This window comes from Ruegeria sp. CF2 (genome assembly GCF_056537385.1).
In genome coordinates, this window is the sequence record NZ_JBQFRL010000001.1 from 2,162,658 (window position 1) to 2,187,634 (window position 24,977).

Sequence of the window (24,977 nt, forward strand, 5' to 3'; positions counted from 1 at the left end):
CGGGCACACACAACGCGTTGCGGCGGGTTCACAAATCCCTGATCCAGAACTGCAACGGTTTGAGGGTTTCCGAGTCCTCGCCCAGGTCCTTCCACGAAAATCGGGCGATCACGCCGGGCAGGGGCGCATAGCCCCGCGCGCGCCAGAACGGGTCGAGCGGCCGATAGTCGGCCGGCCGCATCGGGTGGTCGCCCGGACGCTGCACGCCGCAAAAGGCACATCTGGCAAAGCCCAAGTCCCGCGCGTGACCCTCGCGTAGATCAAAGAACGCATGCCCGACGCCCTGCCCCCGATAGGCGGGCAGCAGCACGGATTCGGCGCAATAGAAAATCTGCGAAAGTTCCAGCCCGGTGCCGTCGAAAGCGGCGGCGAAATCCTCGGCATGGTCGGCCAGCGGCGCGCCGGTCGCGGCCCCCACAAGCCTGTCGCCGTCAAAGGCGCCGACGACGATCGCCCGGTCGCTGTCGCGGTAGGATTGCAGGTATTTGCGCTCGTAGCCCAGATCGCCGTCATAAAGATAGGGCCAGTCGTGGAACACCGAAATGCGCAGGCGCGCCACGTCGTCCAGCGCCGCCTCGAGCGCCGGCCCCGTCAGCGCGCGGACCTTCGTGACCTCAGCCACCCGACACCTGTTTCACCCAGTCAGCAAGATTGTAATAGGTGGTCACGCGGGTGATCTTGCCGTCCTTGAGGTCAAAGAACGACCCGGCGGGCAGGCGGTAGGACTGGCCCGAGGCCGCGGGCAGGCCGGCATCGGTTTCCAGATAGGTGCCGTTAACGATGTATTCAGCGGCCGCGCGGGTGCTGCCCTGGGCCTCGAAGATCACCATGTCGGTCAGGGTCTCGCGATAGCAGCGGTTCATATGCGCGCAGAATTCGGCGAATTTCTCTTTGCCGACGCGGATCTTGCCTTCGTTCACGTGATGGGCCACGTCGTCGGACAGGCAGGCCAGCATGCCGGTGACATCCCCGGCGTTGAAGGCATCGAAATAGGCTTGTACGGTCTGGGTCATGCGATCTCCGTAGGTTCCCCCCAACGATCCTTCAGGTGTTTGATGATCTGATCGCGGGTCTGACGGTAGTGGTGTAGCTTTTCCTCGCGCGTCTCGCCCAGTCCGGTAGGGTCCATTATTGGCCAATAATCGACATCGAGGTGAAAAACCCGCGTCAGCTCCAGCGCTTTGCGCTGGCTGGCAGGCGACAGGGCCACGATCAGGTCGAATGATCCCAGGTCATCCCCCCATTCCTGCATCTCGTCGAACGACCGCGACCGGTGGCGTGACAGTTCCACGTCGATCTCCTGGCAGACGGCGATGCTGAACCCGTCGATTTCCAGGTCGTTGTGTACCCCGGCCGACTGCACATATGTGCCCGTGCCGTAGAATTTCTTCATGATGCCTTCGGCCATGGGCGAGCGCACCGCGTTGTGGTCGCAGCAGAACAGGACCGAATGCGGCAGAGGCTTCACCCGTCAGCCTCCGAAATGCAACACGCAGATCAGCGTGAACAGGCGGCGGGCGGTGTCGGTGTCGATCTCAGCCTTGCCCTCGAGCCGTTCCTGCAGGACCCGGCTGCCTTCGTTGTGGATGCCGCGCCGGGCCATGTCGATGGTTTCGATCTGGCTGGGCGGCAGGGTCTTGACCGCATCGAAATAGCTTTCGCAGATCTGGAAGTAGTCCTTGACCACCTGCCGGAACGGACCCAGTGACAGATGGAACTCGGCGGCTTTCTGGCTGTCTTCGGTGGTGACGTCGAACACCAGCCGCTTGTCGCGGATCGACAGTTGCACGTGATAGGGGCCGTCGGGCACCAGCCGGTCGTCACGTTTGGGCAGGGCAAACGAATTTTCCTCGAGCAGGTCATAGATCGCAACCTTGCGCTCCTGCTCGATCTCGGGCGTGGGCGGCGGCAGGTTTCGATCGTCCAGTTCGATATGCGAAATGCGGGTCATGGTCATCGACTTCCGTTCAGGTCAGGCCAGACCTAGCGCACCTATGCCCGAGGGACAACGCGGGAAACGGGCCGGACGCAAGGTCAGATGGCCGTCAACCGTTCAGCCGCTTGAGCCGCGCGCCCACGGATAACCCGTGCGCCTCCAGGCTTTCCGACCGCGCCAGCTGCTCGGCCGCCGGGCCGATGGCGCGCAGAGCCTCGGGGGTCATGTGGCTGAGCGTGGTGCGTTTGAGGAAATCCAACACGCTGAGCCCCGACGAAAACCGGGCCGAGCGTGCGGTGGGCAGAACATGGTTCGGCCCGCCGACATAGTCGCCGATGGCCTCGGGCGTGTACTGGCCCAGAAAGATCGCGCCGGCATGGATGGTCTTGCGGCTCAGCGCCGCCGGATCGGCCACGCACAGTTCCAGGTGTTCCGGAGCGATGCGGTTCGACAGCGCAGCGGCCTCCTCCAGGTCGCGCACGGTGATCACCGCACCATAGTCGCGCCAGCTCGCTCCGGCGATCGCGCGTCGTTCGAGCGTCTCCAGCCGTTTTTCCACCGCCTCGGCCACCGCGCGGCCGAAACCGGCGTTATCGGTGATCAGGATCGACTGGGCGCTTTCGTCATGCTCGGCCTGGCTGAGCAGGTCCAGCGCGATCCAGTCGGGGTCGTTGTCCTTGTCCGCGATCACCAGAATTTCGGAGGGGCCGGCGATCATGTCGATGCCCACCTTGCCGAACACCCGCCGTTTGGCCGCCGCCACGAAGGCGTTGCCGGGCCCGGTGATCTTGTCCACCGGCGCGATGGTTTCCGTGCCATAGGCCAGCGCCGCAATCGCCTGCGCGCCGCCGATACGATAGATCTCGTCGACGCCCGACAGGCGCGCGGCCAGCAGCACCAGCGGGTTGACCTGCCCGTCCGGCGTGGGCACCACGATGGCCAGCCGCTCGACCCCGGCCACCTTGGCGGGAATGGCATTCATCAGCACCGAGGACGGATAGGAAGCCAGCCCGCCGGGAACGTAAAGCCCCGCGGCAGAGACCGCCGACCAGCGCCAGCCCAGCGTGGCGCCCGCCTCGTCGGTCCATTCCTGATCCTGCGGCATCTGGCGCTCGTGATAGGCGCGGATGCGCGCGGCGGCCAGTTCCAGCGCCGCGCGGTCATCGTCGCTGACGGTCGCGATGGCCTGCGTCACCTCGGCTGCGCTGAAGGCCAGCGTGTCCGGCGTCAGCTGCAACCGGTCGAATTTCGCCGTCAACTCGATCACCGCAGCATCGCCGCGCGACCGCACGTCGGCGATGATCTGCGCCACGACGGCGTCGACATCGGGGCTGTCTTCGCGTTTGGCGGACAGAAGGGCTTGGAAACCGGTTTCGAAATCGGCGGATGTCGTGTCGAGGAAAACGGGCATTTGCGTACTCCGGGGCGTTTGAACGGGTCTTATCGCCCGCCGGGGCGGGCCTCAACCCTCAGCCCGGGGGGTGCAGCGATTTGCGCAGGGGGAATTGGGGCATACCGTTCCAGTCCGCGGGCTCCCCTGCAGCGACCCAGCCATACCGGCGATAGAAGCCCAACGCGGTCCGGGTGGACATCAAATGGGCCACGGGGGCCCCTGATGTGGCCAGTTCGGCCTCGAGCCGGGACAGCAACGCGGCACCGACCCCCTGCCCTGCGTGGCCCGGATCGACATAAAGCAGCGAAATCTCGGCCGGTGCGCGCAGCCCACCGACGGCGGCCACATTTCCGTTCCGCTCGGCCAGCCAGATCTGGGTGCCCGAGATGATCCAGTTGCGAACGGACTGCGGGTCCTTGTTGGCTGTCCATGCCGCGATCTTGTCTGGTTGATTTCCGTGGTCGGCCTCACACAGCCGGGTGACGGAGCGTACCAGAACCTGACTCAACCCGAACACGTCGAACACGGTGGCCCGGCGCAGCGACACGCCGGCCTGCCCCGGAGACAGCGCCTGCGAAATGCCACGCTTGTTCTGCATGTCAGTCCGGGTGCCGAGGCGCCTTGCCCGAAGGCGCACGATAGGGGCGCGTCACATCCTTGAGCGTTGCATCAACCGCTTCCACCGTCAGTCGGATCGCGCCATCCCCGGCCAGCACAAGCAGCACCTCGCCCGTGCCATCATCCGAAGGGTGGAACTCGATATCAAGAACCGAGAGGATCAGGTCCTTGTCGGATCGATTAACCCCTTGGCTGGACACCGACAGGACCGAGTCGAATACCAGCAGCGACTGCACCCGCTCGAATTCCCGACCACGGCGCTCGGCTGCTTCCTTGTCCTCCCACCGGAACCGGTTGAGCAGCAAGGCAAAGCGGCGGCGGGTTGGTTGCCAGGTCATTTCGCTGACCGGAAAAACCGCATCCTGCGTCAGCGTTGCGATCACCTTGAGGTCCTCGGCATCCAATGCGCCAAGGTTCAGCGGCGCCTCCCGCCCGTCTTCGAATGTTGCGTCTGCCATCAGCCCTTGATCCGTTCTATTTTCGCGCCCACGCCTTCCAGCTTGCGGACCACATGCTCATATCCGCGGTCCAGATGATAGACCCGGCTGACGGTTGTTTCGCCCTCGGCCGCCAACCCGGCCAGGATCAGCGAGACCGAGGCCCGCAGATCGGTGGCCATGACTGGCGCACCCTTAAGACGCTCGACCCCGGTCACCGTCGCGGTGCCGCCATGCACCTCGATCTGCGCGCCCATGCGCACCAGTTCAGGGGCGTGCATGAAGCGGTTCTCGAAAATCCGCTCCTCCAGCACCGAGGTTCCCTCGGCCGTGCACATCAGCGCCATCATTTGCGCCTGCAGATCGGTAGGAAAGCCCGGGAACGGCTCGGTCACCACGTCCACGGCGCGCACCCGGCCATTCTTGCGAGAGACCTTCAGACCCTTTTTCGTCTCGGCGACATCCACCCCGGCGGCCGTCAGCTTCTCGACGAAGGATTCGACCAGTGACAGGCGGCCGCCCAGCAGTTCTACCTCACCGCCGCAAATGGCGGGGGCCAGCATGTAGGTGCCCAGCTCGATCCGGTCGGTGACCACCTGGTGCGTAGCCCCGTGCAGGCGGTCGACACCCTGGATCTCAATGGTCGAGGTGCCCTCGCCCTGAATCTGCGCGCCCATGCTGCGCAGACATTGAACCAGATCCACGATCTCGGGCTCGCGTGCGGCGTTTTTCAGAACCGTGGTGCCCTTGGCCAGCGTTGCGGCCATAACGATGTTCTCGGTGGCACCCACAGAGGCAAAGCGCATTTCATGCACCGCGCCCTTCAATCCACCTGGCGCCTTGGCGTGCAGGTAGCCGTCCTTCAACTCGATTTCGGCGCCCAGTGCTTCCAGCCCCTCGACATGCAGGTCCATCGGCCGCGCCCCGATGGCACAACCGCCCGGCAGCGACACCACGGCCTGCCCGAAACGCGCCAAGAGCGGCCCCAGAACAAGGTTCGAGGCCCGCATCTTGCGCACGATCTCGTAATCGGCCGTGTGACTGGTCAGATCATGGCTGGACATCGCCAGAACCTGCCCGTCCTGCAGGGCCGACACCTCGGCCCCCAGCGACTGCAGCAGCGCGGTCATGGTCTTGATGTCGCTCAGACGCGGCGCGTTGGTCAGCGTCAGCGGATCTTCGCTGAGCAACGTGGCCGGCATCAGCGTCAGACAGGCATTTTTGGCCCCCGCGATCGGAATTTGGCCGTGAAGCGGCCCGTTGCCCGTTACCAGAATCGAATCCATCTGCTCTTAGTCCTTGTGCTGTCCCGGCCGGTCATCCTGTGCGCTGCGCGCCTTGGCCTGCGCCTTGCGCCGCGCCAGGTTTGCCTTGAGGGCAGCCTTGAGCCGATCTTCGCGCGCGGATCCGGATTGTCCGTGTTTTTTGGGTGATTTTTTCTCTGCCATGATCTTTCTCTACAGGAGGCGAAAAAAACCGTCCAGAGACCCTTGCGCCCCGTTTCGTTTGAGTCTAATCACCCGCCCACAGCGCTGCTGTAGCTCAGAGGTAGAGCACTCCCTTGGTAAGGGAGAGGTCGAGAGTTCAATTCTCTCCAGCAGCACCATCTTCCAGTTTTTACCCGGATTCCGCTGCACGACGCCTCGATATCTTTGCAGGCGCAACTTCCCTGACGTCAACCACGCATGGCCGGAAATCACACACATCTGACACCTTCCCGCAATACTAATGCCAATATTGCAATACATAGCGGATCAATCCTGCCGATCCGTTTGATGGTGTTTTTTTAACGAGGGGGTACTTCGGTAGGACCAGGGGTGAGGCCGAAGCGCCGAATTCAAGACCGGGGCTTCCGGTCCTCCCCCGCCGATTTCACGGGGCTACCCGCCCCGCAACCTCTGCATCAGATAGACTTCGGCACCTTCGGGAATGGGTTCGGACAGACCCGCTGCAATGATCCGGCCATTGACGGCAACGGACACGCCCGCGTCGATCGGCGCCTGCAGTTGCGGATGAAGGCGCACCAGTTCGCGCAGCAGCTCGCCGGTTGTCGCAGCCTGAACCTGCACCACTTCCTGGCCCCCGGTCAGCGACCGGAGACCGGACCAGAGATGGACCTCAACCATTGCCCTTGAGGGCGGCCAGAATGCGCGGCGGCGACATCGGCAGTTGTCGCATCCGCACGCCCGCTGCGTTCGAAACCGCATTCGCGATGGCCGCCAGCGGTGGCACGATGCCGGTTTCGCCCACGCCACGCACGCCGAACGGGTGGCCGGGGTTGGGCACCTCGACGATCACCGTGTCGATCATTGGCAGGTCGCTGGCCACAGGGATACGGTAGTCGAGGAACACCGGATTCTGCAGCCGGCCATCCTCGCCGTAGATGTATTCCTCGTTCAGCGCCCAGCCGATGCCCTGCGCCGCGCCGCCCTGGAACTGGCCCTCGACATAAGCCGGGTGGATCGCCTTGCCTGCGTCCTGGATGACCGTGTAGCGGGTGATCGAGGTCTTGCCGGTTTCGGGATCGACCTCGGCATCGACGATATGGGTGCCGAAGGACACGCCGGCGCCTTCGGGGGTCGCCTCGAAATGGCCCGAGATCGGCCCACCTGTGCGCCCCATGTCGGCGGTGATCTCGGCCAGCGGCAGCGGGTCGAAATCGCCCGCGTTGGGGCCGGACGGCACCGCGCAGCCGTTTTCCCATTTCACCGCGTCCACGGGGATGCCCCATTTGGCCGCCGCGCGTTCGCACAGTTTCTCGACCGCGTGCTGCGCCGCCTTGATCGTGGCCAGACCGCTGGCATAGGTCACGCGCGAGCCGTGGCTGACGTCGTTGTAACCCAGCGTGGCGGTGTCGGCGATGGTCACGCGGATGTTCTCGTATGGGATGCCCAGCACCTCGGCCGCCATCAGCGCCATCGATGCGCGCGAGCCGCCGATATCGGGCGTGCCGACCATCAGCTGCGCCGAGCCGTCCTCGGACAGGGCCAGGGACACCGAGGTCTCGCCCCCGTGGTTGAACCAGAACCCGCAGGCGACGCCCCGCCCCTGCCCCGGCTTCAGCGGCGCGGAATAATGCGGGTGGCCCTTGGCGGCCTCGAGCGTCTCGACCAGGCCGATCCGGTCATAGGTGGGGCCATAGCTGGCCTTGGTGCCCTCGCGCGCGGCGTTCTTCAGGCGAACCTCGATCGGGTCGAGACCCAGTTTCTTGCACAGCTCGTCGATGACCGATTCTACCGCAAACGCCCCCATTGGCGCGCCCGGCGCGCGATAGGCGGCCTGTTTCGGGCGGTTGGACATGACGTCATATCCCACCTGCCGCACATTGGTCAGGTTGTAGGGCGCAAAGGCGCACATCGCGGTCATATCGCCCGGGGCACCCGGAAACGCACCGCCTTGCAGGCGGAACACGCCCTGGGCGGCGGTGATGGTGCCGTCTTTCTTAATGCCGATCTTGACGTCCATCGAGGCCGAGGCGGTCGGCCCCGTGGCCCGCAGAACCTCGGACCGGGACATCACGATCTTGACCGGACGGTTGGCCTTGCGCGACAGCGCCAGCGCCACCGGTTCGATGAACACGGTGGTCTTGCCGCCGAACCCGCCGCCGATTTCCGATGCGGTCACGCGCAGCTGCGCGGTTTCGATCCCCAGCAATGCCGCGCAGGTTTTCTGCACGATCCAGTGGCCCTGGGTGCAGCACCATAGCTCGCCCTTGCCGTCAGCGCCCAGCGAGGCAAGGCAGGCGTGCGGTTCGATATAGCCCTGGTGGGTGGCCTCGGTGACGAAGTGATCCTCGATCACCAGATCGGCCTCGGCAAAACCCGCCTCGACATCGCCATGCCCGCTTTCGTGATAGCGCACGACGTTGGGGTGCATCCCCTCGGGCACCGAATAGTCGGCCGCGCCCTCGCGGATCACCGGAGCGTCGGGCGCCATCGCCTTGTCCACGTCGGTGACATGAGGCAGCACCTCGTATTCGACCTCGATCAGCTTGAGCGCATCCCGCGCCGCCAGCGCCGAGCTGGCCGCAACCGCCGCCACCGCGTGCCCGTCATAAAGCGCCTTTTCCCGGGCCATGACGTTTTCCAGAACGTTCCAGAACTCGCCCTCGAGCCCGGGCTTGAACGGAACATCGGCGAAATCGGCGCGGGTGACCACGGCTTTCACGTCCCGATGCGCCTCGGCCTTCGAGGTGTCGATCCGAACGATCCGCGCATGGGCGTGGGGCGAGCGCAGGATGGCGCCGAACAGCATGCCCGGCGCGGTCACGTCGGCCCCGAACCGGGCGCGGCCGGTGACCTTGTCCAGCCCGTCGGGACGGTTCGGGCGGGTGCCCACGAAGGTGAAATGCGACTTGCGATCGTCGAGTGCCATTACGAAGCCTCCCGCAGCTCGGCGGCCGTCTCCAGAACGGCGCGGATGATCTTGTCATAACCCGTGCAGCGGCACAGGTTGCCGGCCAGCCAATAGCGGGCCTCTTCCTCGGTCGGGTCGGGGTTCTTTTCCAGCAGCGCCTTGGCGGCGACCAGAACGCCCGGTGTGCAGACCCCGCATTGCAGCGCGGCATGGTCGATGAACTTGCGCTGCAGCGGGTGCAGGGTTTCGCCCTGGGCCATGCCTTCAATGGTTTCGATCTGCTTGCCCTCGGCCTCGACCCCCAGCACCAGGCAGGAACAGACCAGCCGACCGTCCAGCGTGACCGAGCAGGCCCCGCAATCGCCGGTGCCGCAGCCTTCCTTGGCGCCGGTCAGGTTCAGCTTGTCGCGCAGACAGTCCAGTAGGGTTTCGCGCGCGTCGCACAGGTATTCGACCGTATCGCCGTTGACGGTGGTGGTGACGTGATGCTTGGTCATGCGGTCTCTCCCTTGGCGCGGGCATAGGCGATTTTCGCGGCGCGTTTTGCCAGAACGCCGGCCACTTCGGTGCGGAATTCGATCGTGCCGCGTTTGTCGTCGATGGGTTTGCAGGCGGCCGAGGCGGCGGCGGCCAGTGCCGCCGACGCGGCATCGTCCAGCGTGGTGCCGATCAGCGCCCGGGCGCAGTCTTCGACAAGCAGGACGGTGGGCGCCACGGCCCCCAGCGCAACGCGGGCCTCGGTGATCGTGTCACCATCGACGCGCAGGTTTACGCCCACGCCGACCACGGCGATGTCCATCTCGGTGCGCGGAATGAAGCGCAGATAGGCGTCGCCGCCATTCGCGCCCCGCGCCGGGATGTGCAAGGCCGAGATCAGCTCGCCCTGTGCCAGAGAGGTCTTGCCGGGGCCGGTCGGGATGTCCTCGACCGCCACGACCCGATCGCCGTTCGGGCCGGTCACCGTCGCCGTAACCCCTGCGGCCACCATGGCCGGAACCGAGTCGGCTGCGGGCGAGCCGTTGCACAAGTTGCCCGTCAGCGTGGCACGGCCCTGAACCTGAGTCGAGCCGATCAGGTCCATCGCCTCGACCACACCGGGCCACTCGCGGCCCAGATCGGGGTGTTCGGTCATCTCGGCACCGGTGACGGCCACGCCCAGCGTCCAACTGCCATCGGCGTGGCGGGTGATGTCGCGCACCCCGTCGATGGCCTTGATGTCGATCAAGGTGTCGGGGGTCAAGATCTCGGACCGCAGCTGCACCAGAACGTCGGTGCCGCCGGCCAGAAACCGCGTAATGCCCGTTGAATGAGCAGCCAGATCCGAAGCTTCGGCAAAGCTGGCGGGGCGGTGATATTGCATGATTGTACCTCGCGCCTGTTGGTCAGGGTTCACTGGGTTTGGGGCGACGTTAGAGCAGCCGCGCGGCGGCGTCCATGGCCCGCGCGACCTATTTTTTCGCCTGAAAATGTCGCTTTCCGACCGGGGTCAGAGGTCGATTTCGACCACCCCGCCCGGCTCGGCCGCGCGACTCTGGCACAGAATCAGTGCCGATTCCCGCTGTTTGCGCGACAGGACGAAATCGCGATGCTCGACCTCGCCCGCAATCAGCCCGCATTTGCAGACGCCGCAGATGCCGTCGGCGCATTTCACGTCGACATGGATGCCGGCCTCGTTCAGCACCTGCGCCGCGTCCTTGTCGGCGGGCACCTCAAGGTCACGCCCCGAGCGCGCCAGCCGCAGGGTGAACGGGTGGTTTTCATAGTCGGGCTGCTCGGGTACCGAGAAATACTCCAGATGCCGGGCCTCCTCTGGCCAACCCTGACGTTCGGCGGCCTGCATCACCGCCTCCATGTATCGGTCCGGGCCGCAAGTATAGACATGCCAGCCGTCGCTATAACCCGCCAGGATCGCGTCCAGATCGGCGCGGGTGCCCTCGTCCGAGACATGCAGATGCACGCGGTCGGCCCAGGGCGCGGCGGCCAGATCGGCCTGGTACCCGGCCTTTTCCCGTGAGGGAATGGAATAGTGCAGATCGAAATCGCGGCCCAGCGCGTGCAGGCGATGGGCGAAGGCGATCATCGGGGTGATGCCAATACCACCGCCCATCAGCAGGGTGCGGGTGGCGGTCTCGTCCAGTTCGAAATGGTTGATCGGCTTTGACACGAACACCTTGCGGCCCAGCGTGAAGATCCGGTGCAGCAGGGCCGATCCGCCGCGGCCCTGATCCTCGCGCAGGACCCCGATCTGATAGGTCATGCGGTCGGCCGGGTCTCCGGACATCGAGTATTGCCGCAGGAATTCCGGCGCCACCAGCACATCCAGATGCGCGCCGGCCGTCCAATCCGGCAAGGGCGTACTATCTGGTGTGGAGAACTCGTATTTTGTGACGTCTGCCGTCATCTTCTCGACCTTCGACAGCACCAGCTGCATCACCGGCGCATCGCCCGAGATCGTGTAGCGATGCACCACCGACATGTCTCCGGCGGCCAGACGGGTCTTGTACTCCTCGGCCGTGACCATCGCCTGATAGGCGGCGATCCCGGCCTCGCGGTCCATCGCAAAAGGATAGGGCCAGGGATGCGGCGCGAGCGGGGCGGGATAGACGGCCAGCGTCTGATCCTCGTATTTCAGATCCAGATCCTTTTGCAGATCGCGCCGGTTCAGCGGGTGCGCGGTGGGGCGATAGGCGCCGTCGGGCTGTAGCTCCAGATCCCACCACCATTTCTTGGTGTCGTTCAGCCCGCCATTGCCCAGCACATCGTCCAGTTTCGCCAGCGCGGGTGCCGCGGCGGGAATGGTCATCGCAGCCCAGCGGAACGGGCGTTCGGCGAACAGCCCTTCCAGGTTCCACGGGCAGGTCTTCATGCAGCGCCCGCACATCGCCCCGCCGGGCGTGGTGATCCGGTAGGTGGCGCATTTCTGGCTGTCGGATTTCCAGATCTCGTAGCCGTTGAACATCAGCTTGGGCCCGGCGGTGATGGCCCCCGAGGGGCATTCGCGGGCGCATTTGTTGCAGCTTTCGCAGAACCGCTGCAGGCCGAAGTCGATGGGCTTGTCATGGGTCATAGGCATGTCGGTGGTCACGACCCCCGATTTCAGGCGCGGGCCGAGGAACGGGTTCAGAATGACCTCGCCGATGCGGCTGACCTCGCCCAGCCCCGACAGCAACAGCAGCGGCGGCTGCAGCACTTCGCCATCCATCACCGTATGCGCCTTGGCCTTGTAGCCCAGGTTGCGGATCTGACGGGCCAATACCCCGCCCAGCAGCGAGAACCGCAGATAGGCGCGCATCGACTGGGCGACGCTGATCCAGTCGTCACCGGATGCGCCCTCCATCGTCTCATAGCCCTGATCGATGATCATGCTGACGGCCTGATCGTGGGGCGGCACGATTTCCTCGCCGGTGGCGTCGTGGGAATACCACGCCCATTCGGGGCAGCGGCTGAGGCCTACGGCATCGACGCCCAGGAAATAGCTGGCCGCCTTGATGTTCGCCGCGTTGCGCTCGGCATCGGTGGGTCTGGCGACCTCGGCGCTGTCGCCGTCCTGCAGCAAGACGAAGGCCCCCAGCGCGCGCCGTTGCGCAAAGCTGGGCGCGGATTTTCGGACGTAGTGCCCGCCCTTGGCCGCATCCTGCAGCGGCTTGCCCATATCGCCGAACTGCGCCCGCGCGAACATGTCGGCCCGTTTGGGCACGCGGGCCACGTTCGCCTCGTCGATATAGGTGGTCGGGCTGTCCACGCGTTTGAGCGTCTCGAACGGGTGCGCGCCATCGGCATAGCGGCGGCGGGCGTAAGGGTCGCGGTTCAGCGCGCTTTTGGCAAAACCCGCGCCCAGCCACCACGCGGGGCCTTGGGTTCTGAACCACGGCTGCCGGTCGCGCGGGGCCAGCGGGCGATCATGGGCGATTTCCAACTCGGTAGTCACGGCGGCCAGCCCGAACCGGCGCCCCAGCCAAGGGGCCACGGCGGTGCCATCCTCGGCCCAGACCAGCCCGGCTGCGGCGGCAAGGCGCGGCAGGTCCACGTCCGAGGACATCACCGAATGCGCCCGCGCGTCATACCCCAAAAGCCGGATGTAATTGGCGATCACCACCGCGTTTTCGGTGGCCAGCAGGCAGGCGCGGTGGTCCTGCGCATCCAGGATCCACTCAGCGCCCGGCTCGGACGGATCGGGGTCGCGGTGATGTTCGTACAGGAACACGATGGCATGACGGTGGGCGGTGATCGGCCCCGGTTGGGCTGCCACGCTGTCGCGCAGATCGGCCATGATCACGTCGATCCCCGAGGCCAGTGTCTTCGTCTGCCGGGTCTGCAGCGCATGGGCCAGCCGGTCGATATCGGGGTTTCGCCGGGGCCGGTCCAACAGCGCCTGCGGCGGCAGAGGCCCACAGCCCATCATCGAGGCATCGTTGAAATAGCCGAACGCCTTCAGGTGGTTGGCGCGTTCAGCCGGATCGCGGGGCATCTCGGCCCGGGCCGGATTGACGAAGCCATCGCGGATGGTGTCCAGCATTGCCTGAAACTCGCCCATCGCGTTGACGATGCTGTGGGGCTGCTCGGGGCGGTCGAAACTCAGCACCGGCATGGGCGCCAGCGCTGACAGGTCGGGCAGCGCATCCTGTCGCCGCAGCCGTTCCAGCGGATAAGGACCCATGTGAACGGGTCGGTTCTTGTCCGAGAAAAAGCGGATCCCCATCGCGTGCCTCCTGTTGCCAAGCTTCCCCTAGCGCGGCATGAACAGCAACACCATTCATGGCAGATCATAAACGGTATGAAGAAAATCGATTTCACTGATCTGGACGGCAAGGTCCTGCGCACCTTCCTGACGATTCTCGAGGAAAACTCGGTCTCGAAGGCCGCCGACCGCCTGGGCGTTACGCAATCGGCCATCAGCCACACGTTGGCCAAGTTGCGGCATGTGCTGGGCGATCCGCTGTTCGTGCGCTCCGGTCAAGGGCTTACCCCGACCGAGCGGGCGCTGGCGCTGAAGGAGCCGGTTCAGAAGGTGCTGGACGGGATGCGCGCCCTGACCGACGAGCGGCCCTTTGACCCGCTGTCCGAAGAGATCGCCGTCCAGATCGCCACCAACGACATGCCGCGCGAGCTGATCTTTCCGAAGTTGCTGCGCAGGGCGCGGGCCGATGGGGTGCGGCTGCAGCTGGGGTTCATGCCCTCGGGCGTGCCCGACCCGGAACTGCTGCGCAGCGACCGGTGCCAGTTGATGCTGACCCCGCTGCCGCCGGACGGCCCCGACATCTTTCAGAAGCTGCTGGTGAGCAGCCCCCTGATGGTGTTTTACGACGCCGAGCGGCGTGATCCGCCCGCCGACTGGGCCGCCTATTGCGCCGCCGACCATGTCGAGGTGCGGTTTCCCGATGGGCGCAACGCGCGGGCGGTGATGCGCGGCGTGGATCAGAGCCAGATCCGCCCGCCCACCGTGACCTTGCCGCATTTCAACGCGATCCCGGCCTTCGTGAAAGGCAGCGATCTGATCTCGACCGACACGGCGCTGATGAAACAAGGGCCTTTGGCGGCGCTAAACTGCGCGCCCTTGCCCTTCGATTGTCAGCCGGTTTCGATCTACATGGTCTGGCACCAGCGGTTCGCCAACGATCCCGCCCATCGCTGGCTGCGCCGGCGGATCGCGGCGATCGCCGCCACGCTTCAGGCCTGAGCCCGCAACCAGTCGCGCATCAGCGCCACCAGATCCGGCTGCCGCGGCTTGCGCGGGATGACGATATGGAACCCCAGATCGTCCAGCAGCACCTGCGCCAGCGGTTGCACCAGCCGCCCCGCCATCAGCTCGGCCGCGACCAGTGGCGCATTTGCCAATGCAAAGCCCTGCCCGGCCACGGCGGCGTCGATGGCCAGGCTGGTCTGGCTGAAATTCATCATTCTCGGGCGCCCCTGCACGCCGGCGCGTTCCAGAAACAGGGGCCAAAGGCCATGAGAATCGCTCAGCAGTACATGCGCCAGCAGGTCTTGCGCCGATGTCACCTGCGCGGCCAGGTCGGGGCTGCCAACCACGACGAATTCGGTGGGGAACAGCGGCTCGGCCACCAGGCCGTCGCCAAACCGCGCGCGGCCCTGCCGCACCGCGATGTCCACCCCGTCCGTCTGGAAATCAGCCAGCCGCTCGCGCGCATCGACCTGCACCGAGACATCCGGGTGGCGCGCGGTGAAATCGCCCAGCCGCGGCACCAGCCATTTCGAGGCAAAGCTGGGCGTGACCGATAAGGTGATCTGGCGCTGGCCGGACAGGTCTTCGACCGCCTCTTCAATCAGGCGAAAAGCGCGACGCAGAGGCGCGTGGAATCGCCGTCCGGCCTCGGTCAGCCGCAGGCCGCGCGGCAGGCGGTCGAACAACGGGGTTCCCAGCCGCGCCTCGAGGCCCCGAACCTGCTGGGCAACCGCCCCTTGGGTGACACCCAGTTCCTGCGCCGCCAGCCTGAAGTTCAGGTGACGGGCTGACGCCTCGAAGGCGCGCAGAGCGTTCAGCGGAGGAAGGGCAGCCATGGCGTCCACACAATAGATTTTCTACAGCCATAGGGCAGAAGAACTGATTGGTCAAACGGCCGGCCGCGCGTCATCTTGGCAACAGATGGAAACGGAGAACGAAGATGACGGAAAAAGTGGCTCTGATCACCGCCGGCGGCAGCGGCATGGGCGCGGATGCGGCGCGGCGTCTGGCGGCGGACGGGTTCAAGGTGGGCGTCCTGTCCTCGTCGGGCAAGGGCGAGGCGCTGGCCGCCGAGCTGGGCGGCGTGGGCGTGACCGGCTCGAACCAGTCGACTGACGATCTGCAGAGGCTGGTGGATGCGGCGATGGCCCATTGGGGGCGGATCGACGTGCTGGTGAACTCGGCCGGACACGGCCCCCGCGCGCCGGTGCTGGAGCTGACCGATGAGGACTGGCACCGCGGCATGGAGGTCTATTTCCTGAACGCCGTGCGCCCCACAAGGCTGGTCACCCCGATCATGCAGACGCAGGGGGGCGGGTCGATCATCAACATCTCGACCTTCGCGGCGTTCGAGCCCGATCCGGTCTTTCCGACCTCGGGCGTGTTCCGGGCGGGGCTTGCGGCGTTCACCAAGCTGTTCGCCGACAGATATGCCGCCGAGAACATCCGCATGAACAACGTCCTGCCCGGCTTCATCGACAGCCTGCCGGAAAAGGAGGAGTTCAAGGCCAAGATCCCCATGGGCCGCTACGGGCGCAGCTATGACGAAATCGCCTCGGTCATCGCGTTCCTGGCCTCCGAGGGCGGCGGCTACATCACCGGGCAGAACATCCGGGTGGATGGCGGGATCACCCGCTCGGTCTGATTGGTCAGACCCTTGCCTTGACCAGATGCGTCAGCGTCGCGCCGGTCTCAAAGTAGGCGCGGCGCAGGCCTGTCCAGCTTTCGCTGTGCTCAGGCACCGGCGGCAGCGGCAGGCGGGCGGGGTCGCCCGACAGCAGGCTGTCGGCCATCATGCGGCCGAACACCGTGCCCGGCCCGATCCCGCGCCCGGAATAGCCATGCGCCGACAGCGCGCTCGGCCCGATCTGCACCAGCTTCGGGATATGGTCCGAGGTCATGGCGATGCGCCCGTGCCAGCCGTCTTTCAGCGGTTGGTCGGCCAGCGCAGGGTATATCTGCGCCAGTTTGCGCGTGATCCATCCCCGATGGACGAAACTGCCCGCGTGGCCCAGATCGCCCATTGCCCCGATCACCAGCCGCCCGGCCTGATCCATGCGGAACGAGGTCATGATCAGCCCGGTATCCCAGCACCCCTCGCCCCCCGGCAGCAGAGTGGCGCGGATGTCCTCGGGCAGCGGATCGGTGGCGTATTGAAAGTAATAGACCGGCACATAATCCTGCCGGGTGTCAGGCAGCCCCGCGTGATAGGCGTTGGTGGCCTGGATCAGCGCCTTGGCCCGTACCGAACCCTGCGGGGTGGCCAGATGCCAAGTATCACCATCGTGGTGCAGGGCCTGCACCGGGCAGCTGGCGTGGATCGCGGCCCCGGCCTGCTGCGCGGCGCGGGCGAGGCCCTGCACAAAGGCCAGCGGCTGGATCGTCCCGGCGCGCGGGTCGAAAATGGCGCCGTGAAAGGCGGTGCTGCCGGTGCGGCCGGCGGTTTCCTGCGCCGACAGCAGTTCGACCGGCGCGCCATCGGCCGACAGTTGTTGGTGGCGGGTCTGCAGGTCGCGCAGACCTTTGGGCGAATGGGCCAGGTGCAGGGTTCCGGCCTGCACCGGCTCGCAATCGATGGCGTGGTCTCGGATCAGGCGGAACACTTCGGCCGGGGCCTGCGCCAGCAGGGCGATCAGCCGATCGCCCGCCTCGCGGCCCAGATGGGCCCGGATCTCGGCCGGGGGCAGCCACAGCCCGGCATTGGCCAGCCCGACATTGCGGCCCGACCCGCCATGGCCGATCTCAAGCGCCTCGAGCAGGCAGACCGACGCCCCCGACTGCGCCGCGTGCAGCGCCGCCGAACAGCCGGTATAGCCGCCGCCGATCACGGCAAGGTCCACCGTGACAGGCCCGGTCAGGGGCGGAGCGTCCACCCGCTCGCAGCTGGTCTTGGTCCACAGGCTGATTTCCGGATCGGTGGTCATGGGCGGGATGTCCTTGAATGCGCGCGCAGATTCCTCGAGCGCTCAACCGATGGCAAGGGGTCTTTGATCCTCGCGCCCCAGCGCAATCAGGAATGGGTTCTGTGCCTGCAGGGCCTGAAAGCTCTGCTTGTCGGACATGCCGCGCCAGTTGGCCAGCACCAGCGACTGCGCCACCGCGCCGCCCAGCGTGGCGCCGGGGCCGGTGACGATGAACAGGTCGGGCGCGAATTCGCGGGCGGCGGTCTGCACCGCGCGGGTGAAGTCGTAAGGCTCGGTCACTTGATCGCCCAAGGTATAGTCCCACAGCGCACCCGTGTCGGTGGCGCCGGGCCACCAGATCTTGCCGCGCCCGTCGATCATCGGCAGGTCGGGCTGGGTGAACAGCGTGGCGGGCAGTTGGCGGCGGCCCTCCTGCGCCACGGGCGCCTGCAGGCGCGTGTGGAAGGCCGCGTGGTTGGCCAGCCGCATCGGGAACCGCTCCTGCACCACGGGCTGCGCGGCTTCAAACGCCTTGAGCCCGGCCTCGTTGCCGGCCAGAACCAGCATCCCGCCCAGGTCGATCGACAGGGCGAGGTCATGTTCGGGCAGATCGTCGATGCGCGCCACTTCGGCCACGAGCTCGGCCTTGCGGGCCGGGTCGTCGCTCCAGTCGTCGCCGGTGAAGGGATAGACCAGTTGCCCGCCGATCAGGTGGGTCTGCATCAGCGTGCCCATCGTGTTGACCACTCGGAACCCGTTTTCGGGCGACAGCGCGCCTGCGGCGGCCAGCGCGATATACCAGCCCATCGAATTGCCGGTGACGGCCACCACCTCGATATCCTCGGGTAGCGCCTGCGCATCGGCCAGCGATGAGGCGTAGGTCAGCGGCGAGGCCACGTCGCCGCGCGAATATTTGCTGACCGAGAATCGCTGCGCGCCGTCCAGCGCGGTCACCGCCTCTTGGCCCGTTTCGGCGCGGATGGCGTCGAATTCACGGAACAGCTCCATCCGGCCCGCGTGATGGCGGTGCAGATAGCCCAACTCGGGCTTGTTGTAGGTGCCCCGGCCGGGGCAGATCACGACAGCGGTACGGGTCATTTCTGGGCTCCGGTCAGGGTCAGGGCGGCGGCCACGATGCCATCCTTCGAAGGCAGCGGCGCGGCAAAGGCGGGGCCGGTGGCGATGAAGCAATCCTCGGCCACCACGCGGGCGGTGGGCAGGTCGGTGTGCTCTGCAAAGAGCGTCATCAGCGCCTCGGACTGGCTGCCGGTGCGGCGGCATTCATCGACGATCAAGACGTGTTTGCAGCCTTTGGTCGCCTCAAGCAGCGCCTGTTCGGGCAGCGGCGCCAGCCAGCGCATGTCGATGATGCGGGTCTTGAGGCCCGCTGCTGCCAGTTCGGGCAGCGCCTGTTTCGACAGGTAATGGCCGTTGCCGTAGGTCACGATGGCCAGATCGGTGCCGTCGCCATGCACGCCCACCTCGCCCAGAGCGATGCGTTCGCCGGGGGCGGGATAGCGGGTCATCCACGCGCCGTCTTGCCCTTCGTGCAGGTCGCGCATCGGGTAGAGCGCGATGGGTTCAAGGAACACCACCACGCGCTGCTCCTCGCGCGCAAGGCGCACGCATTCGCACAGCATCCGCGCCGCGTCCGCCCCGGTCGACGGGCAGGCGATGATGACGCCCGGAATGTCACGCAGCACCGCCAGCGAGTTGTCGTTGTGGAAATGCCCGCCAAAGCCCTTCTGGTATCCCAGCCCGACGATCCGCACGACCATCGGGTTGGTGAACTGCCCGTTCGAGAAGAAGGGCAGCGTGGCGGCCTCGCCCCGGATCTGGTCCTCGGCATTGTGCAGATAGGCGAGGAACTGGATCTCGGGGATCGGGACAAAGCCGTTATGGGCCATGCCGATGGCGAGACCGAGGATGGACTGTTCGTCCAGCAGCGTGTCGATCACCCGGTCGGGGCCGAAGCGTTGCTGCAGCTTCTGCGTCACGCCATAGACGCCGCCCTTGCGGCCCACATCCTCGCCCATGCAGACGATCTCGCCATGTTCCAGCATCAGGTCGGTCAGCGCCCAGTTGATCAGGCGCGCCATCGGCTGCGGGTCGTCCATCGCGCGCAGGTCGCTGCCGAAGGCGGCGGCGCGGGCCTCGGCGCTGGGGCCGTTGGTGGGCTTGCAGGGGCGTTTCGGCGGGATCAGGCTGGCCGCGACTTCGGCGGCGGTGGCCAGATGCGGGCGAGTGGCGGCCTGCGCCGCGATGCGGTCGGTGCGGGCGCAGGTCTGTTCATAGATCTTCAGCGCCTGTCCGGGCGACAGCGCCCCGGCCTGATCCAGCAGGCGCACCGAATGCAGCAGCGGGTCGTTGGCCTCGTCGGCCTCGACCTCGGCGCGGCTGAGATAGGTGGTGGGCACATCCGCCCCCGCATGGCCATACAGCCGCACGGTTTTCAGGTGCAGGAAGGCCGGCTTGCGCCGGGTGCGGACGTATTCGGCCGCTTGCTGCGCCACCGCGAAGGTTTCATAGATGTCCAACCCGTTGGCCTGGAAATACCTGATGCCCGGACGATACTCCATCGAAGCCTGAATCCAGCCCTTGGGCGTCTTGACCGAGATGCCGATGCCGTTGTCCTCGCAGACAAAGAGCAGCGGCAGCGGGATCGACTGCACGCTGGTCCAGCCGGCGGTGTTGATCGCCCCCTGCGCGGTGGAGTGGTTGGCCGAAGCGTCGCCAAAGGAGCACATCGCGATGCCGTCCTCGGGCAGTTGCCGGTGTTCGGGGTCATGCCGCCGCGCCGCACCCAGGCTATAGGCCGCCCCCACCGCCTTGGGCAGGTGGCTGGCGATGGTCGAGGTCTGCGGCGGGATCATCAGCGCCTTGGAGCCCAGCACCTTGTGCCGCCCGCCCGAGGTCGGGTCCTCCTTGGAACAGGCGAAACTCAGCAGCATGTCCCAGGCGATCTGCTGGCCGGGCACCTGCTCGGCCCGGGCGATCTGAAAGGCGGCGTCGCGATAGTGCAGAAAGGCGATGTCGGTCGGGCGCAGGGCATGGGCCACGGCGGCCATGCCTTCGTGCCCCGACGAGCCGATGGTGTAGAACCCCTGCCCCGCCTTCTGCATCGCCCGGCTGGTGCGGTCCAGCGCCCGGCTGAGGACCTGAGAGCGGAACAGCGAGACCGCCTCGGGCGCAGTCAGGCCCGGGCGCGGCGGCGCGCCCGCGGGCAGGTCGCGGTTGGCAACGCGGGTCAGGAAGTTTTCGTGAACGATCTGGGCGCGATCCATCTGGGTTCCCCGGTCAGGTCAGAGTTTGGCCGTGGCGTCGGCAATCCGGCGCAGGCCTTGGGTCAGGCTATCGGTGTCATAGGCAAAGGAAAGCCGAAAATGCCCCGGCATGCCGAAGGCCCGCCCCGGCACCACCGCGATGCCCGCCTGATCCAGCAGATGACGGCAGAACTCGGGGTCCGACGGCATCGCGGCAGGCGTCTGCGGAAAGACGTAGAAGGCGCCGCAGGGCACTGGGCAGTCCAAACCGGCGGCCTTCAGGCCATCCACGACCAGATCGCGGCGCGCACGCATCGCCTCGCGGCGTTCGGCCAACAGATCCTGCGGGCCGGTCAGCGCGGCCTGCGCTGCCGCCTGCGCGATGGAACAGGCACCCGAGGTGATCTGCCCCTGTACCGCCGCCATCGCCTTGATCAGCGGCGCGGGGCCGATGCCCCAGCCGATGCGCCAGCCGGTCATCGAATAGGCCTTGGACACGCCATTCACCGTCAGCGTGCGGTCTGCCAGCGCCAGAACCGCCTGGGTAAAGGGCGTGAAGGGCACGTATGCGAGGTGCTGATAGATCTCATCCGAGATCACCCAAACCTGAGGGTGCCGCTCCAACACCGCGCCCAGCGCCTGCAATTCGGCCTCAGAGTAAACCGCTCCGGTCGGGTTCGACGGCGTGTTCAGCAGCAGCCAGCGGGTGCGCGGGGTGATCGCGGCCTCCAGCTGTTCTGGGGTCAGCTTGAAGCCCTGTTCGCGCGGACAATCCAGCACGACCGGCACACCGCCCGCCAGTTTCACCATGTCGGCATAGCTGGTCCAGAAAGGCGCGGTGGTGATGACCTCATCGCCCGAGTCGAGCGTCGCGAGGAACGCGCCGGCCAGCACCTGCTTGGCCCCGGTCGAGACGATGACCTGCGCCGGCTCGACCCCGGCCTGTTCCGCGATGGCGGCACGCAGGGCCGGCGTTCCGGCGGTGGCGGGGTATCGGGTCTGCCCGTCCAGCGCCGCCTTGTGGGCGGCCTCGACCACGTGCGGCGGCGTGGGAAAGTCGGGCTCACCGGTGCTGAGCGCGATCACGTCCACACCCTGCGCACGCAACTGCGCGGCCCGTTCCGAGATTTGGACGATCTCGGACAATTCGATCCCGTCGAGTCTCCCTGCCCGCCGAAATCCGCTCGAACTGTTCTGAATGGTCATGATCGCCCCGCTGCACTTTTCTACCGCCGCGCCTTTTTGCTATTGGATTGGGGGATCCACCAGTGATATTCCCTCCAGAAGCCATGAGGAAAAGTCATATGCTGGCACCGCGTCGATTTCTGCCGTCCATTTCTTCCCTGTTGGCGCTCGAAGCCGTCGACCGCCTGGGCAGCGCCTCAGCAGCTGCCGATGAACTCTCGCTCACCCAAAGCGCAGTCAGTCGCCAGTTGAAGGCCGTCGAAGAACAACTGGGCGTCGCGCTGATCCAGCGCGACCAAATGCGCCTGCAGCTCACACCCGCTGGCAAGGAATACGTGGAAACCGCCCGAACAGCGCTGCAGCAACTGGCGCAGGCCTCACTGAAGCTGAAGGCCAACCCTTCCGGCGGTTCTTTGCAACTGTCGATCCTGCCCGCCTTCGGTATGCACTGGCTGGCGCCACGGCTTCAGGATTTCGCGCAACGCCACCCCGAAGTGACGATGAACCTCAGCACACGGCTCAAGCCATTCGACTTCGGCACCGAACCCTTCGACGCAGCCATCCACTTCGGCCAGCGCGACTGGGCCGGGGTGAACTATCTGCCGATCATGTGCGAAGAGGTTCTGCCGGTCTGCGCGCCAGCCCTGCTGCCAGCCGAAGCCCCGAACGCTGAATGGCTGGTCGACGCACCACTGCTGCATCTGGATACCCGGCCCGATGCGTGGGAACGCTGGTTCGCCGCGCAAAGCACCCCTGTCGAGGGCGTCCGAGGCATGCTGTTCGACCAGTTCTCGACCATGATCCAGGCTACGATCCATGGGTTGGGCGTAGCACTGCTGCCCAGCTACCTGATTTCAGCCGAGCTCGAGGCCGGCCGGTTGGTTCCGGCCTGTGCAGCTCCGCCGGTCAGCCTGGGCGACTACTATCTTGTCTGGCCGCAAAATCGCACGGAACCGGCCCCGCTTGTCTCGTTCCGCGCATGGCTGCAGGGGCAGCTGCCTTAGCCGATCCGCCTCCGCCGCGGCCGAGCATCGCTCGGGCGCGGCCGGGCCCAACCGGAGGAGGCGGCCCGCAAGGGCCGTTGACGACGGGCGGGAGCGCCCGGTCAGACGTCGATCGAGCGGGCGATGAGTTCCTTCATCACCTCGTTGGTGCCGCCATAGATCATCTGCACCCGCGCATCCGCGTAAAGCCGCGCGATCGGGTATTCCATCATGAATCCATAGCCACCGAACAGCTGCAGGCATTCATGCATGATCTCGTTTTGCACCTCGGACCCCCAGTATTTCACCATCGAGGCGGTGGCCGCATCCAGCTGCCCGGCCTCCAGCTTGGCGATGCAGTCATTGACGAAGCTGCGCAGCACCTCGGCCTTGGTCTTGCATTCCGCCAGCTTGAAGCGGGTGTTCTGGAAATCCATCACCCGTTGGCCGAACGCCTTGCGCTCTTGGGTGTATTTCACCGTTTCAGCGATGGCGAAGTCGATCGCGCCCAGCGCCATGATGCCAATTGTCAGACGTTCCCACGGAAGTTGCTTCATCAACTGATAGAAGCCCTGCCCTTCCTCGGAGCCCAGAAGGTTGGTCATCGGCACCTTGACGTCCTCGAAGAACAGCTCGGCCGTGTCATTGGCCTTCATGCCCAACTTCTTGAGGTTGCGCCCCCGGCGGAAGCCCTCGGCCCCCTCGGTCTCGACCGCGATCAGCGACACGCCCTTGGAACCCAGCGACTTGTCGGTCTTGGCGGCCACGATGATCAGGTCGGCGGTCTGGCCATTGGTGATGAAGATCTTGGACCCGTTCATCCGGTAGGAATTGCCATCCTTCTCGGCGGTGGTGCGGATCGCCTGAACGTCCGAGCCTGTGCCCGGTTCGGTCATGGCCAGCGCGCCGACCATCTCGCCGGAGGCCAACTTGGGCAGCCATTTGCTCTTTTGATCCTCGCTGCCATAAGCGGTGATGTAGTGGGTCACGATCGACTGGATGCCATAGCCCCAGCCCGCATCCCCCCGCGAGGTCTGCTCATAGATCGTGACCGCGTCAAAACCCATGCCGCCGCCGACGCCACCGAATTCCTCGGGGATGGCCCCGGCCATCAGCCCGGTTTCCCCGGCCTTCCGCCAGAAGTCGCGATCTACCACGCCCTGCTCGGCCCAGGCCTCGATGTTGGGCACCAGTTCATCATCCATGAACCGCCCGGCCATTTCGGCAAACATGCGGTGTTCGTCAGTGACCCAGGAAGCGGTCGAGGTAAAAAGCGACATGATTGGTTCTCCGGAATTCTGTTGGCGAAAAGGGTAGCTTTCACCGCCGATTCCGCCAATCCGGGTGACGCCGCGTCGGTTTGCGCCGCTACGCAACGTCCTTTGGCGTCAATGCCCTACGCGGTGCCGGGCGCCGGGCGGCGGCGGCGTTTCCGGGGCGCCGGCGAAACACTGGGCGATGGCCATCCACTCCTGCGCGACCGGCCCCTGTACCGACAGGCCGGTGTCCGCCACGTTTCGGGTCTGGGTCACAACGCGGGCAAAATCGACGGCCGGCCCTTCGATCAGGTCGGCGCCGGGCGCGCCGAACTCCCACAGCGCCCCCGAAGGCGCGATCAGGCGCAGATGGGGCGTCACCGGAGGAACCTGGCGGCCATGCACCGTGAAAGTCCAGCCAAAGGTGTTCACGCCCAGCACGACGATGTTGCGGATCCGGTCGGTCTCGGGCCGGGTCAGGCCAAGAATGTCGAATACCTCCTGCCCATGCGCCCAGGTCTCCATCTGCCGCGCGGTCATCGAGGACCGCACTGACATGTCCGGCCCCACCCATTTGACCCGCGACTTGGGGTCCAGCCCCGACCAATCGCGGCCCATCCGGCCGCATAGATCAGACCATGCGGCGCGCAGATCATGTCCACGCTCAGTGATTGCAGCGTTTTCCGTGGCGCGAAAGCCCTCGGCCTGAATGCACGGCATCACCTGCTGCACCCTTGCATCGAACGCATTCGGGTCGCGCTGTGACAGGTCGGCCATCTGGTTCCAGAAATGCAGGTGCACCAGCACATCGTCGATCGTCCAGTCTTTGAACTGGGTCACGATCTGCCAGTCCGCGGCACTCAGCCCCGTCAGTGCGTCATCAAGAACCTGACATTCTTCCAGAAAATCCGAAGCCTGCTGCATATACCCCCCCGCTTACCTGCTTCAGGGACTTAAGCGGGTT

Annotated in this window: 24 protein-coding genes and 1 tRNA gene; 4 read left to right on the forward strand and 21 right to left on the reverse strand. The window is 65.9% G+C overall.

The window, feature by feature from the left end:
- Positions 1-28 precede the first annotated feature (28 nt).
- The 9 genes from ACR0IR_RS10655 to ACR0IR_RS10695 all read right to left on the reverse strand — a co-directional run bounded on the left by ACR0IR_RS10655 (position 29) and on the right by ACR0IR_RS10695 (position 5,832).
- Positions 29-622, reverse strand: a complete 594-nt coding sequence (locus tag ACR0IR_RS10655; protein ID WP_170362807.1) for a GNAT family N-acetyltransferase — start codon at positions 620-622, stop codon at positions 29-31.
- Positions 615-1,013 (reverse strand): ketosteroid isomerase-related protein, encoded by a 399-nt coding sequence (locus ACR0IR_RS10660; protein WP_170362805.1) that lies wholly within the window; start codon positions 1,011-1,013, stop codon positions 615-617. Before ACR0IR_RS10660 ends, ACR0IR_RS10655 begins: the two co-directional genes overlap by 8 nt.
- Positions 1,010-1,468 (reverse strand): arsenate-mycothiol transferase ArsC, encoded by a 459-nt coding sequence (locus ACR0IR_RS10665; RefSeq protein ID WP_170358064.1) that lies wholly within the window; start codon positions 1,466-1,468, stop codon positions 1,010-1,012. The genes ACR0IR_RS10660 and ACR0IR_RS10665 overlap by 4 nt, the downstream gene beginning before the upstream one ends.
- 3 nt (positions 1,469-1,471) lie before the next feature.
- Positions 1,472-1,951 (reverse strand): UPF0262 family protein, encoded by a 480-nt coding sequence (locus tag ACR0IR_RS10670; RefSeq protein WP_093962859.1) that lies wholly within the window; start codon positions 1,949-1,951, stop codon positions 1,472-1,474.
- A 94-nt stretch (positions 1,952-2,045) separates the two neighbouring features.
- The gene (gene hisD, locus ACR0IR_RS10675; RefSeq protein WP_170362803.1) at positions 2,046-3,347 is read right to left on the reverse strand and encodes a histidinol dehydrogenase; all 1,302 of its coding nucleotides are present in this window, start codon (positions 3,345-3,347) and stop codon (positions 2,046-2,048) included.
- A 58-nt stretch (positions 3,348-3,405) separates the two neighbouring features.
- On the reverse strand, positions 3,406-3,927 hold the full coding sequence (locus tag ACR0IR_RS10680; protein WP_170362801.1) for a GNAT family N-acetyltransferase: 522 nt from the start codon (positions 3,925-3,927) through the stop codon (positions 3,406-3,408).
- Between the two features lies 1 nt (position 3,928).
- Positions 3,929-4,405 carry a DUF2948 family protein gene (locus tag ACR0IR_RS10685; protein ID WP_170362799.1) on the reverse strand — a complete coding sequence of 159 codons (477 nt, stop codon included), beginning with the start codon at positions 4,403-4,405 and terminating at the stop codon, positions 3,929-3,931.
- Positions 4,405-5,670, reverse strand: coding sequence for a UDP-N-acetylglucosamine 1-carboxyvinyltransferase (murA, locus tag ACR0IR_RS10690; protein ID WP_170362797.1), 1,266 nt, complete (start codon positions 5,668-5,670; stop codon positions 4,405-4,407). Before murA ends, ACR0IR_RS10685 begins: the two co-directional genes overlap by 1 nt.
- A gap of 6 nt (positions 5,671-5,676) precedes the next feature.
- Positions 5,677-5,832, reverse strand: a complete 156-nt coding sequence (locus tag ACR0IR_RS10695; RefSeq protein WP_170337448.1) for a hypothetical protein — start codon at positions 5,830-5,832, stop codon at positions 5,677-5,679.
- Between the two features lie 83 nt (positions 5,833-5,915).
- Here ACR0IR_RS10695 and ACR0IR_RS10700 point away from each other — a divergent pair.
- Positions 5,916-5,990, forward strand: a tRNA-Thr gene (locus tag ACR0IR_RS10700).
- Positions 5,991-6,264: 274 nt separating this feature from the next.
- Here ACR0IR_RS10700 and ACR0IR_RS10705 read toward each other — a convergent pair.
- The 5 genes from ACR0IR_RS10705 to ACR0IR_RS10725 form a co-directional block, all read right to left on the reverse strand.
- Complete coding sequence (locus ACR0IR_RS10705; RefSeq protein WP_040633350.1) at positions 6,265-6,510, reverse strand: MoaD/ThiS family protein; 246 nt, start codon at positions 6,508-6,510, stop codon at positions 6,265-6,267.
- The gene (locus ACR0IR_RS10710; protein ID WP_480779101.1) at positions 6,503-8,758 is read right to left on the reverse strand and encodes a xanthine dehydrogenase family protein molybdopterin-binding subunit; all 2,256 of its coding nucleotides are present in this window, start codon (positions 8,756-8,758) and stop codon (positions 6,503-6,505) included. The genes ACR0IR_RS10705 and ACR0IR_RS10710 overlap by 8 nt, the downstream gene beginning before the upstream one ends.
- Positions 8,758-9,237 carry a (2Fe-2S)-binding protein gene (locus tag ACR0IR_RS10715; protein WP_170337446.1) on the reverse strand — a complete coding sequence of 160 codons (480 nt, stop codon included), beginning with the start codon at positions 9,235-9,237 and terminating at the stop codon, positions 8,758-8,760. Before ACR0IR_RS10715 ends, ACR0IR_RS10710 begins: the two co-directional genes overlap by 1 nt.
- Positions 9,234-10,100: an FAD binding domain-containing protein gene (locus ACR0IR_RS10720; protein ID WP_170362793.1), complete on the reverse strand. Its 867-nt coding sequence runs from the start codon at positions 10,098-10,100 to the stop codon at positions 9,234-9,236. The genes ACR0IR_RS10715 and ACR0IR_RS10720 overlap by 4 nt, the downstream gene beginning before the upstream one ends.
- Before the next feature lie 126 nt (positions 10,101-10,226).
- Positions 10,227-13,439: a reductive dehalogenase gene (locus ACR0IR_RS10725; RefSeq protein ID WP_170362790.1), complete on the reverse strand. Its 3,213-nt coding sequence runs from the start codon at positions 13,437-13,439 to the stop codon at positions 10,227-10,229.
- A 75-nt stretch (positions 13,440-13,514) separates the two neighbouring features.
- Between ACR0IR_RS10725 and ACR0IR_RS10730 the strand changes: the two genes are divergently transcribed.
- The gene (locus tag ACR0IR_RS10730) at positions 13,515-14,417 is read left to right on the forward strand and encodes a LysR family transcriptional regulator (protein WP_170337443.1); all 903 of its coding nucleotides are present in this window, start codon (positions 13,515-13,517) and stop codon (positions 14,415-14,417) included.
- Here the strand turns inward: ACR0IR_RS10730 and ACR0IR_RS10735 are convergent.
- Positions 14,408-15,259, reverse strand: a complete 852-nt coding sequence (locus tag ACR0IR_RS10735) for a LysR substrate-binding domain-containing protein (RefSeq protein ID WP_170337442.1) — start codon at positions 15,257-15,259, stop codon at positions 14,408-14,410. The two genes, ACR0IR_RS10730 and ACR0IR_RS10735, sit on opposite strands and share 10 nt — an antisense overlap.
- A gap of 104 nt (positions 15,260-15,363) precedes the next feature.
- Here ACR0IR_RS10735 and ACR0IR_RS10740 point away from each other — a divergent pair, with 104 nt between their 5' ends.
- On the forward strand, positions 15,364-16,068 hold the full coding sequence (locus ACR0IR_RS10740) for an SDR family oxidoreductase (RefSeq protein WP_170362788.1): 705 nt from the start codon (positions 15,364-15,366) through the stop codon (positions 16,066-16,068).
- A 4-nt stretch (positions 16,069-16,072) separates the two neighbouring features.
- Here ACR0IR_RS10740 and ACR0IR_RS10745 read toward each other — a convergent pair whose 3' ends face one another.
- The 4 genes from ACR0IR_RS10745 to ACR0IR_RS10760 are packed head-to-tail and all read right to left on the reverse strand — an operon-like array spanning position 16,073 to position 21,795.
- Positions 16,073-17,347 carry an NAD(P)/FAD-dependent oxidoreductase gene (locus ACR0IR_RS10745; RefSeq protein WP_480779102.1) on the reverse strand — a complete coding sequence of 425 codons (1,275 nt, stop codon included), beginning with the start codon at positions 17,345-17,347 and terminating at the stop codon, positions 16,073-16,075.
- Positions 17,348-17,389: 42 nt separating this feature from the next.
- Entirely contained in the window at positions 17,390-18,424 is a 1,035-nt protein-coding gene (locus tag ACR0IR_RS10750; RefSeq protein ID WP_170362784.1) for an ACP S-malonyltransferase, read from the reverse strand.
- On the reverse strand, positions 18,421-20,610 hold the full coding sequence (locus ACR0IR_RS10755) for a dehydrogenase E1 component subunit alpha/beta (RefSeq protein WP_170362782.1): 2,190 nt from the start codon (positions 20,608-20,610) through the stop codon (positions 18,421-18,423). Before ACR0IR_RS10755 ends, ACR0IR_RS10750 begins: the two co-directional genes overlap by 4 nt.
- An 18-nt stretch (positions 20,611-20,628) precedes the next feature.
- Complete coding sequence (locus tag ACR0IR_RS10760) at positions 20,629-21,795, reverse strand: pyridoxal phosphate-dependent aminotransferase (RefSeq protein ID WP_170366729.1); 1,167 nt, start codon at positions 21,793-21,795, stop codon at positions 20,629-20,631.
- A gap of 98 nt (positions 21,796-21,893) precedes the next feature.
- Here ACR0IR_RS10760 and ACR0IR_RS10765 point away from each other — a divergent pair, with 98 nt between their 5' ends.
- Positions 21,894-22,778, forward strand: coding sequence for a LysR substrate-binding domain-containing protein (locus ACR0IR_RS10765; protein WP_170366730.1), 885 nt, complete (start codon positions 21,894-21,896; stop codon positions 22,776-22,778).
- Between the two features lie 101 nt (positions 22,779-22,879).
- Here ACR0IR_RS10765 and ACR0IR_RS10770 read toward each other — a convergent pair whose 3' ends face one another.
- Positions 22,880-24,037 (reverse strand): acyl-CoA dehydrogenase family protein, encoded by a 1,158-nt coding sequence (locus ACR0IR_RS10770; protein WP_480779103.1) that lies wholly within the window; start codon positions 24,035-24,037, stop codon positions 22,880-22,882.
- Between the two features lie 108 nt (positions 24,038-24,145).
- Positions 24,146-24,937 carry a TIGR03084 family metal-binding protein gene (locus tag ACR0IR_RS10775; RefSeq protein ID WP_170362776.1) on the reverse strand — a complete coding sequence of 264 codons (792 nt, stop codon included), beginning with the start codon at positions 24,935-24,937 and terminating at the stop codon, positions 24,146-24,148.
- Positions 24,938-24,977: the final 40 nt, after the last annotated feature.

Bases quoted from the DNA above. Each gene is read 5' to 3' on its own strand.
- hisD (WP_170362803.1), bottom strand. From the start codon at position 3,347: ATGCCCGTTTTCCTCGACACGACATCCGCCGATTTCGAAACCGGTTTC.
- ACR0IR_RS10750 (WP_170362784.1), bottom strand. From the start codon at position 18,424: ATGACCCGTACCGCTGTCGTGATCTGCCCCGGCCGGGGCACCTACAAC.
- ACR0IR_RS10660 (WP_170362805.1), bottom strand. From the start codon at position 1,013: ATGACCCAGACCGTACAAGCCTATTTCGATGCCTTCAACGCCGGGGAT.
- ACR0IR_RS10720 (WP_170362793.1), bottom strand. From the start codon at position 10,100: ATGCAATATCACCGCCCCGCCAGCTTTGCCGAAGCTTCGGATCTGGCT.
- ACR0IR_RS10740 (WP_170362788.1), top strand. From the start codon at position 15,364: ATGACGGAAAAAGTGGCTCTGATCACCGCCGGCGGCAGCGGCATGGGC.
- murA (WP_170362797.1), bottom strand. From the start codon at position 5,670: ATGGATTCGATTCTGGTAACGGGCAACGGGCCGCTTCACGGCCAAATT.
- ACR0IR_RS10710 (WP_480779101.1), bottom strand. From the start codon at position 8,758: ATGGCACTCGACGATCGCAAGTCGCATTTCACCTTCGTGGGCACCCGC.
- ACR0IR_RS10745 (WP_480779102.1), bottom strand. From the start codon at position 17,347: ATGACCACCGATCCGGAAATCAGCCTGTGGACCAAGACCAGCTGCGAG.
- ACR0IR_RS10765 (WP_170366730.1), top strand. From the start codon at position 21,894: ATGCTGGCACCGCGTCGATTTCTGCCGTCCATTTCTTCCCTGTTGGCG.
- ACR0IR_RS10670 (WP_093962859.1), bottom strand. From the start codon at position 1,951: ATGACCCGCATTTCGCATATCGAACTGGACGATCGAAACCTGCCGCCG.
- ACR0IR_RS10770 (WP_480779103.1), bottom strand. From the start codon at position 24,037: ATGTCGCTTTTTACCTCGACCGCTTCCTGGGTCACTGACGAACACCGC.
- ACR0IR_RS10760 (WP_170366729.1), bottom strand. From the start codon at position 21,795: ATGACCATTCAGAACAGTTCGAGCGGATTTCGGCGGGCAGGGAGACTC.
- ACR0IR_RS10705 (WP_040633350.1), bottom strand. From the start codon at position 6,510: ATGGTTGAGGTCCATCTCTGGTCCGGTCTCCGGTCGCTGACCGGGGGC.
- ACR0IR_RS10755 (WP_170362782.1), bottom strand. From the start codon at position 20,610: ATGGATCGCGCCCAGATCGTTCACGAAAACTTCCTGACCCGCGTTGCC.
- ACR0IR_RS10730 (WP_170337443.1), top strand. From the start codon at position 13,515: ATGAAGAAAATCGATTTCACTGATCTGGACGGCAAGGTCCTGCGCACC.
- ACR0IR_RS10775 (WP_170362776.1), bottom strand. From the start codon at position 24,937: ATGCAGCAGGCTTCGGATTTTCTGGAAGAATGTCAGGTTCTTGATGAC.
- ACR0IR_RS10725 (WP_170362790.1), bottom strand. From the start codon at position 13,439: ATGGGGATCCGCTTTTTCTCGGACAAGAACCGACCCGTTCACATGGGT.
- ACR0IR_RS10685 (WP_170362799.1), bottom strand. From the start codon at position 4,405: ATGGCAGACGCAACATTCGAAGACGGGCGGGAGGCGCCGCTGAACCTT.
- ACR0IR_RS10715 (WP_170337446.1), bottom strand. From the start codon at position 9,237: ATGACCAAGCATCACGTCACCACCACCGTCAACGGCGATACGGTCGAA.
- ACR0IR_RS10735 (WP_170337442.1), bottom strand. From the start codon at position 15,259: ATGGCTGCCCTTCCTCCGCTGAACGCTCTGCGCGCCTTCGAGGCGTCA.
- ACR0IR_RS10695 (WP_170337448.1), bottom strand. From the start codon at position 5,832: ATGGCAGAGAAAAAATCACCCAAAAAACACGGACAATCCGGATCCGCG.
- ACR0IR_RS10680 (WP_170362801.1), bottom strand. From the start codon at position 3,927: ATGCAGAACAAGCGTGGCATTTCGCAGGCGCTGTCTCCGGGGCAGGCC.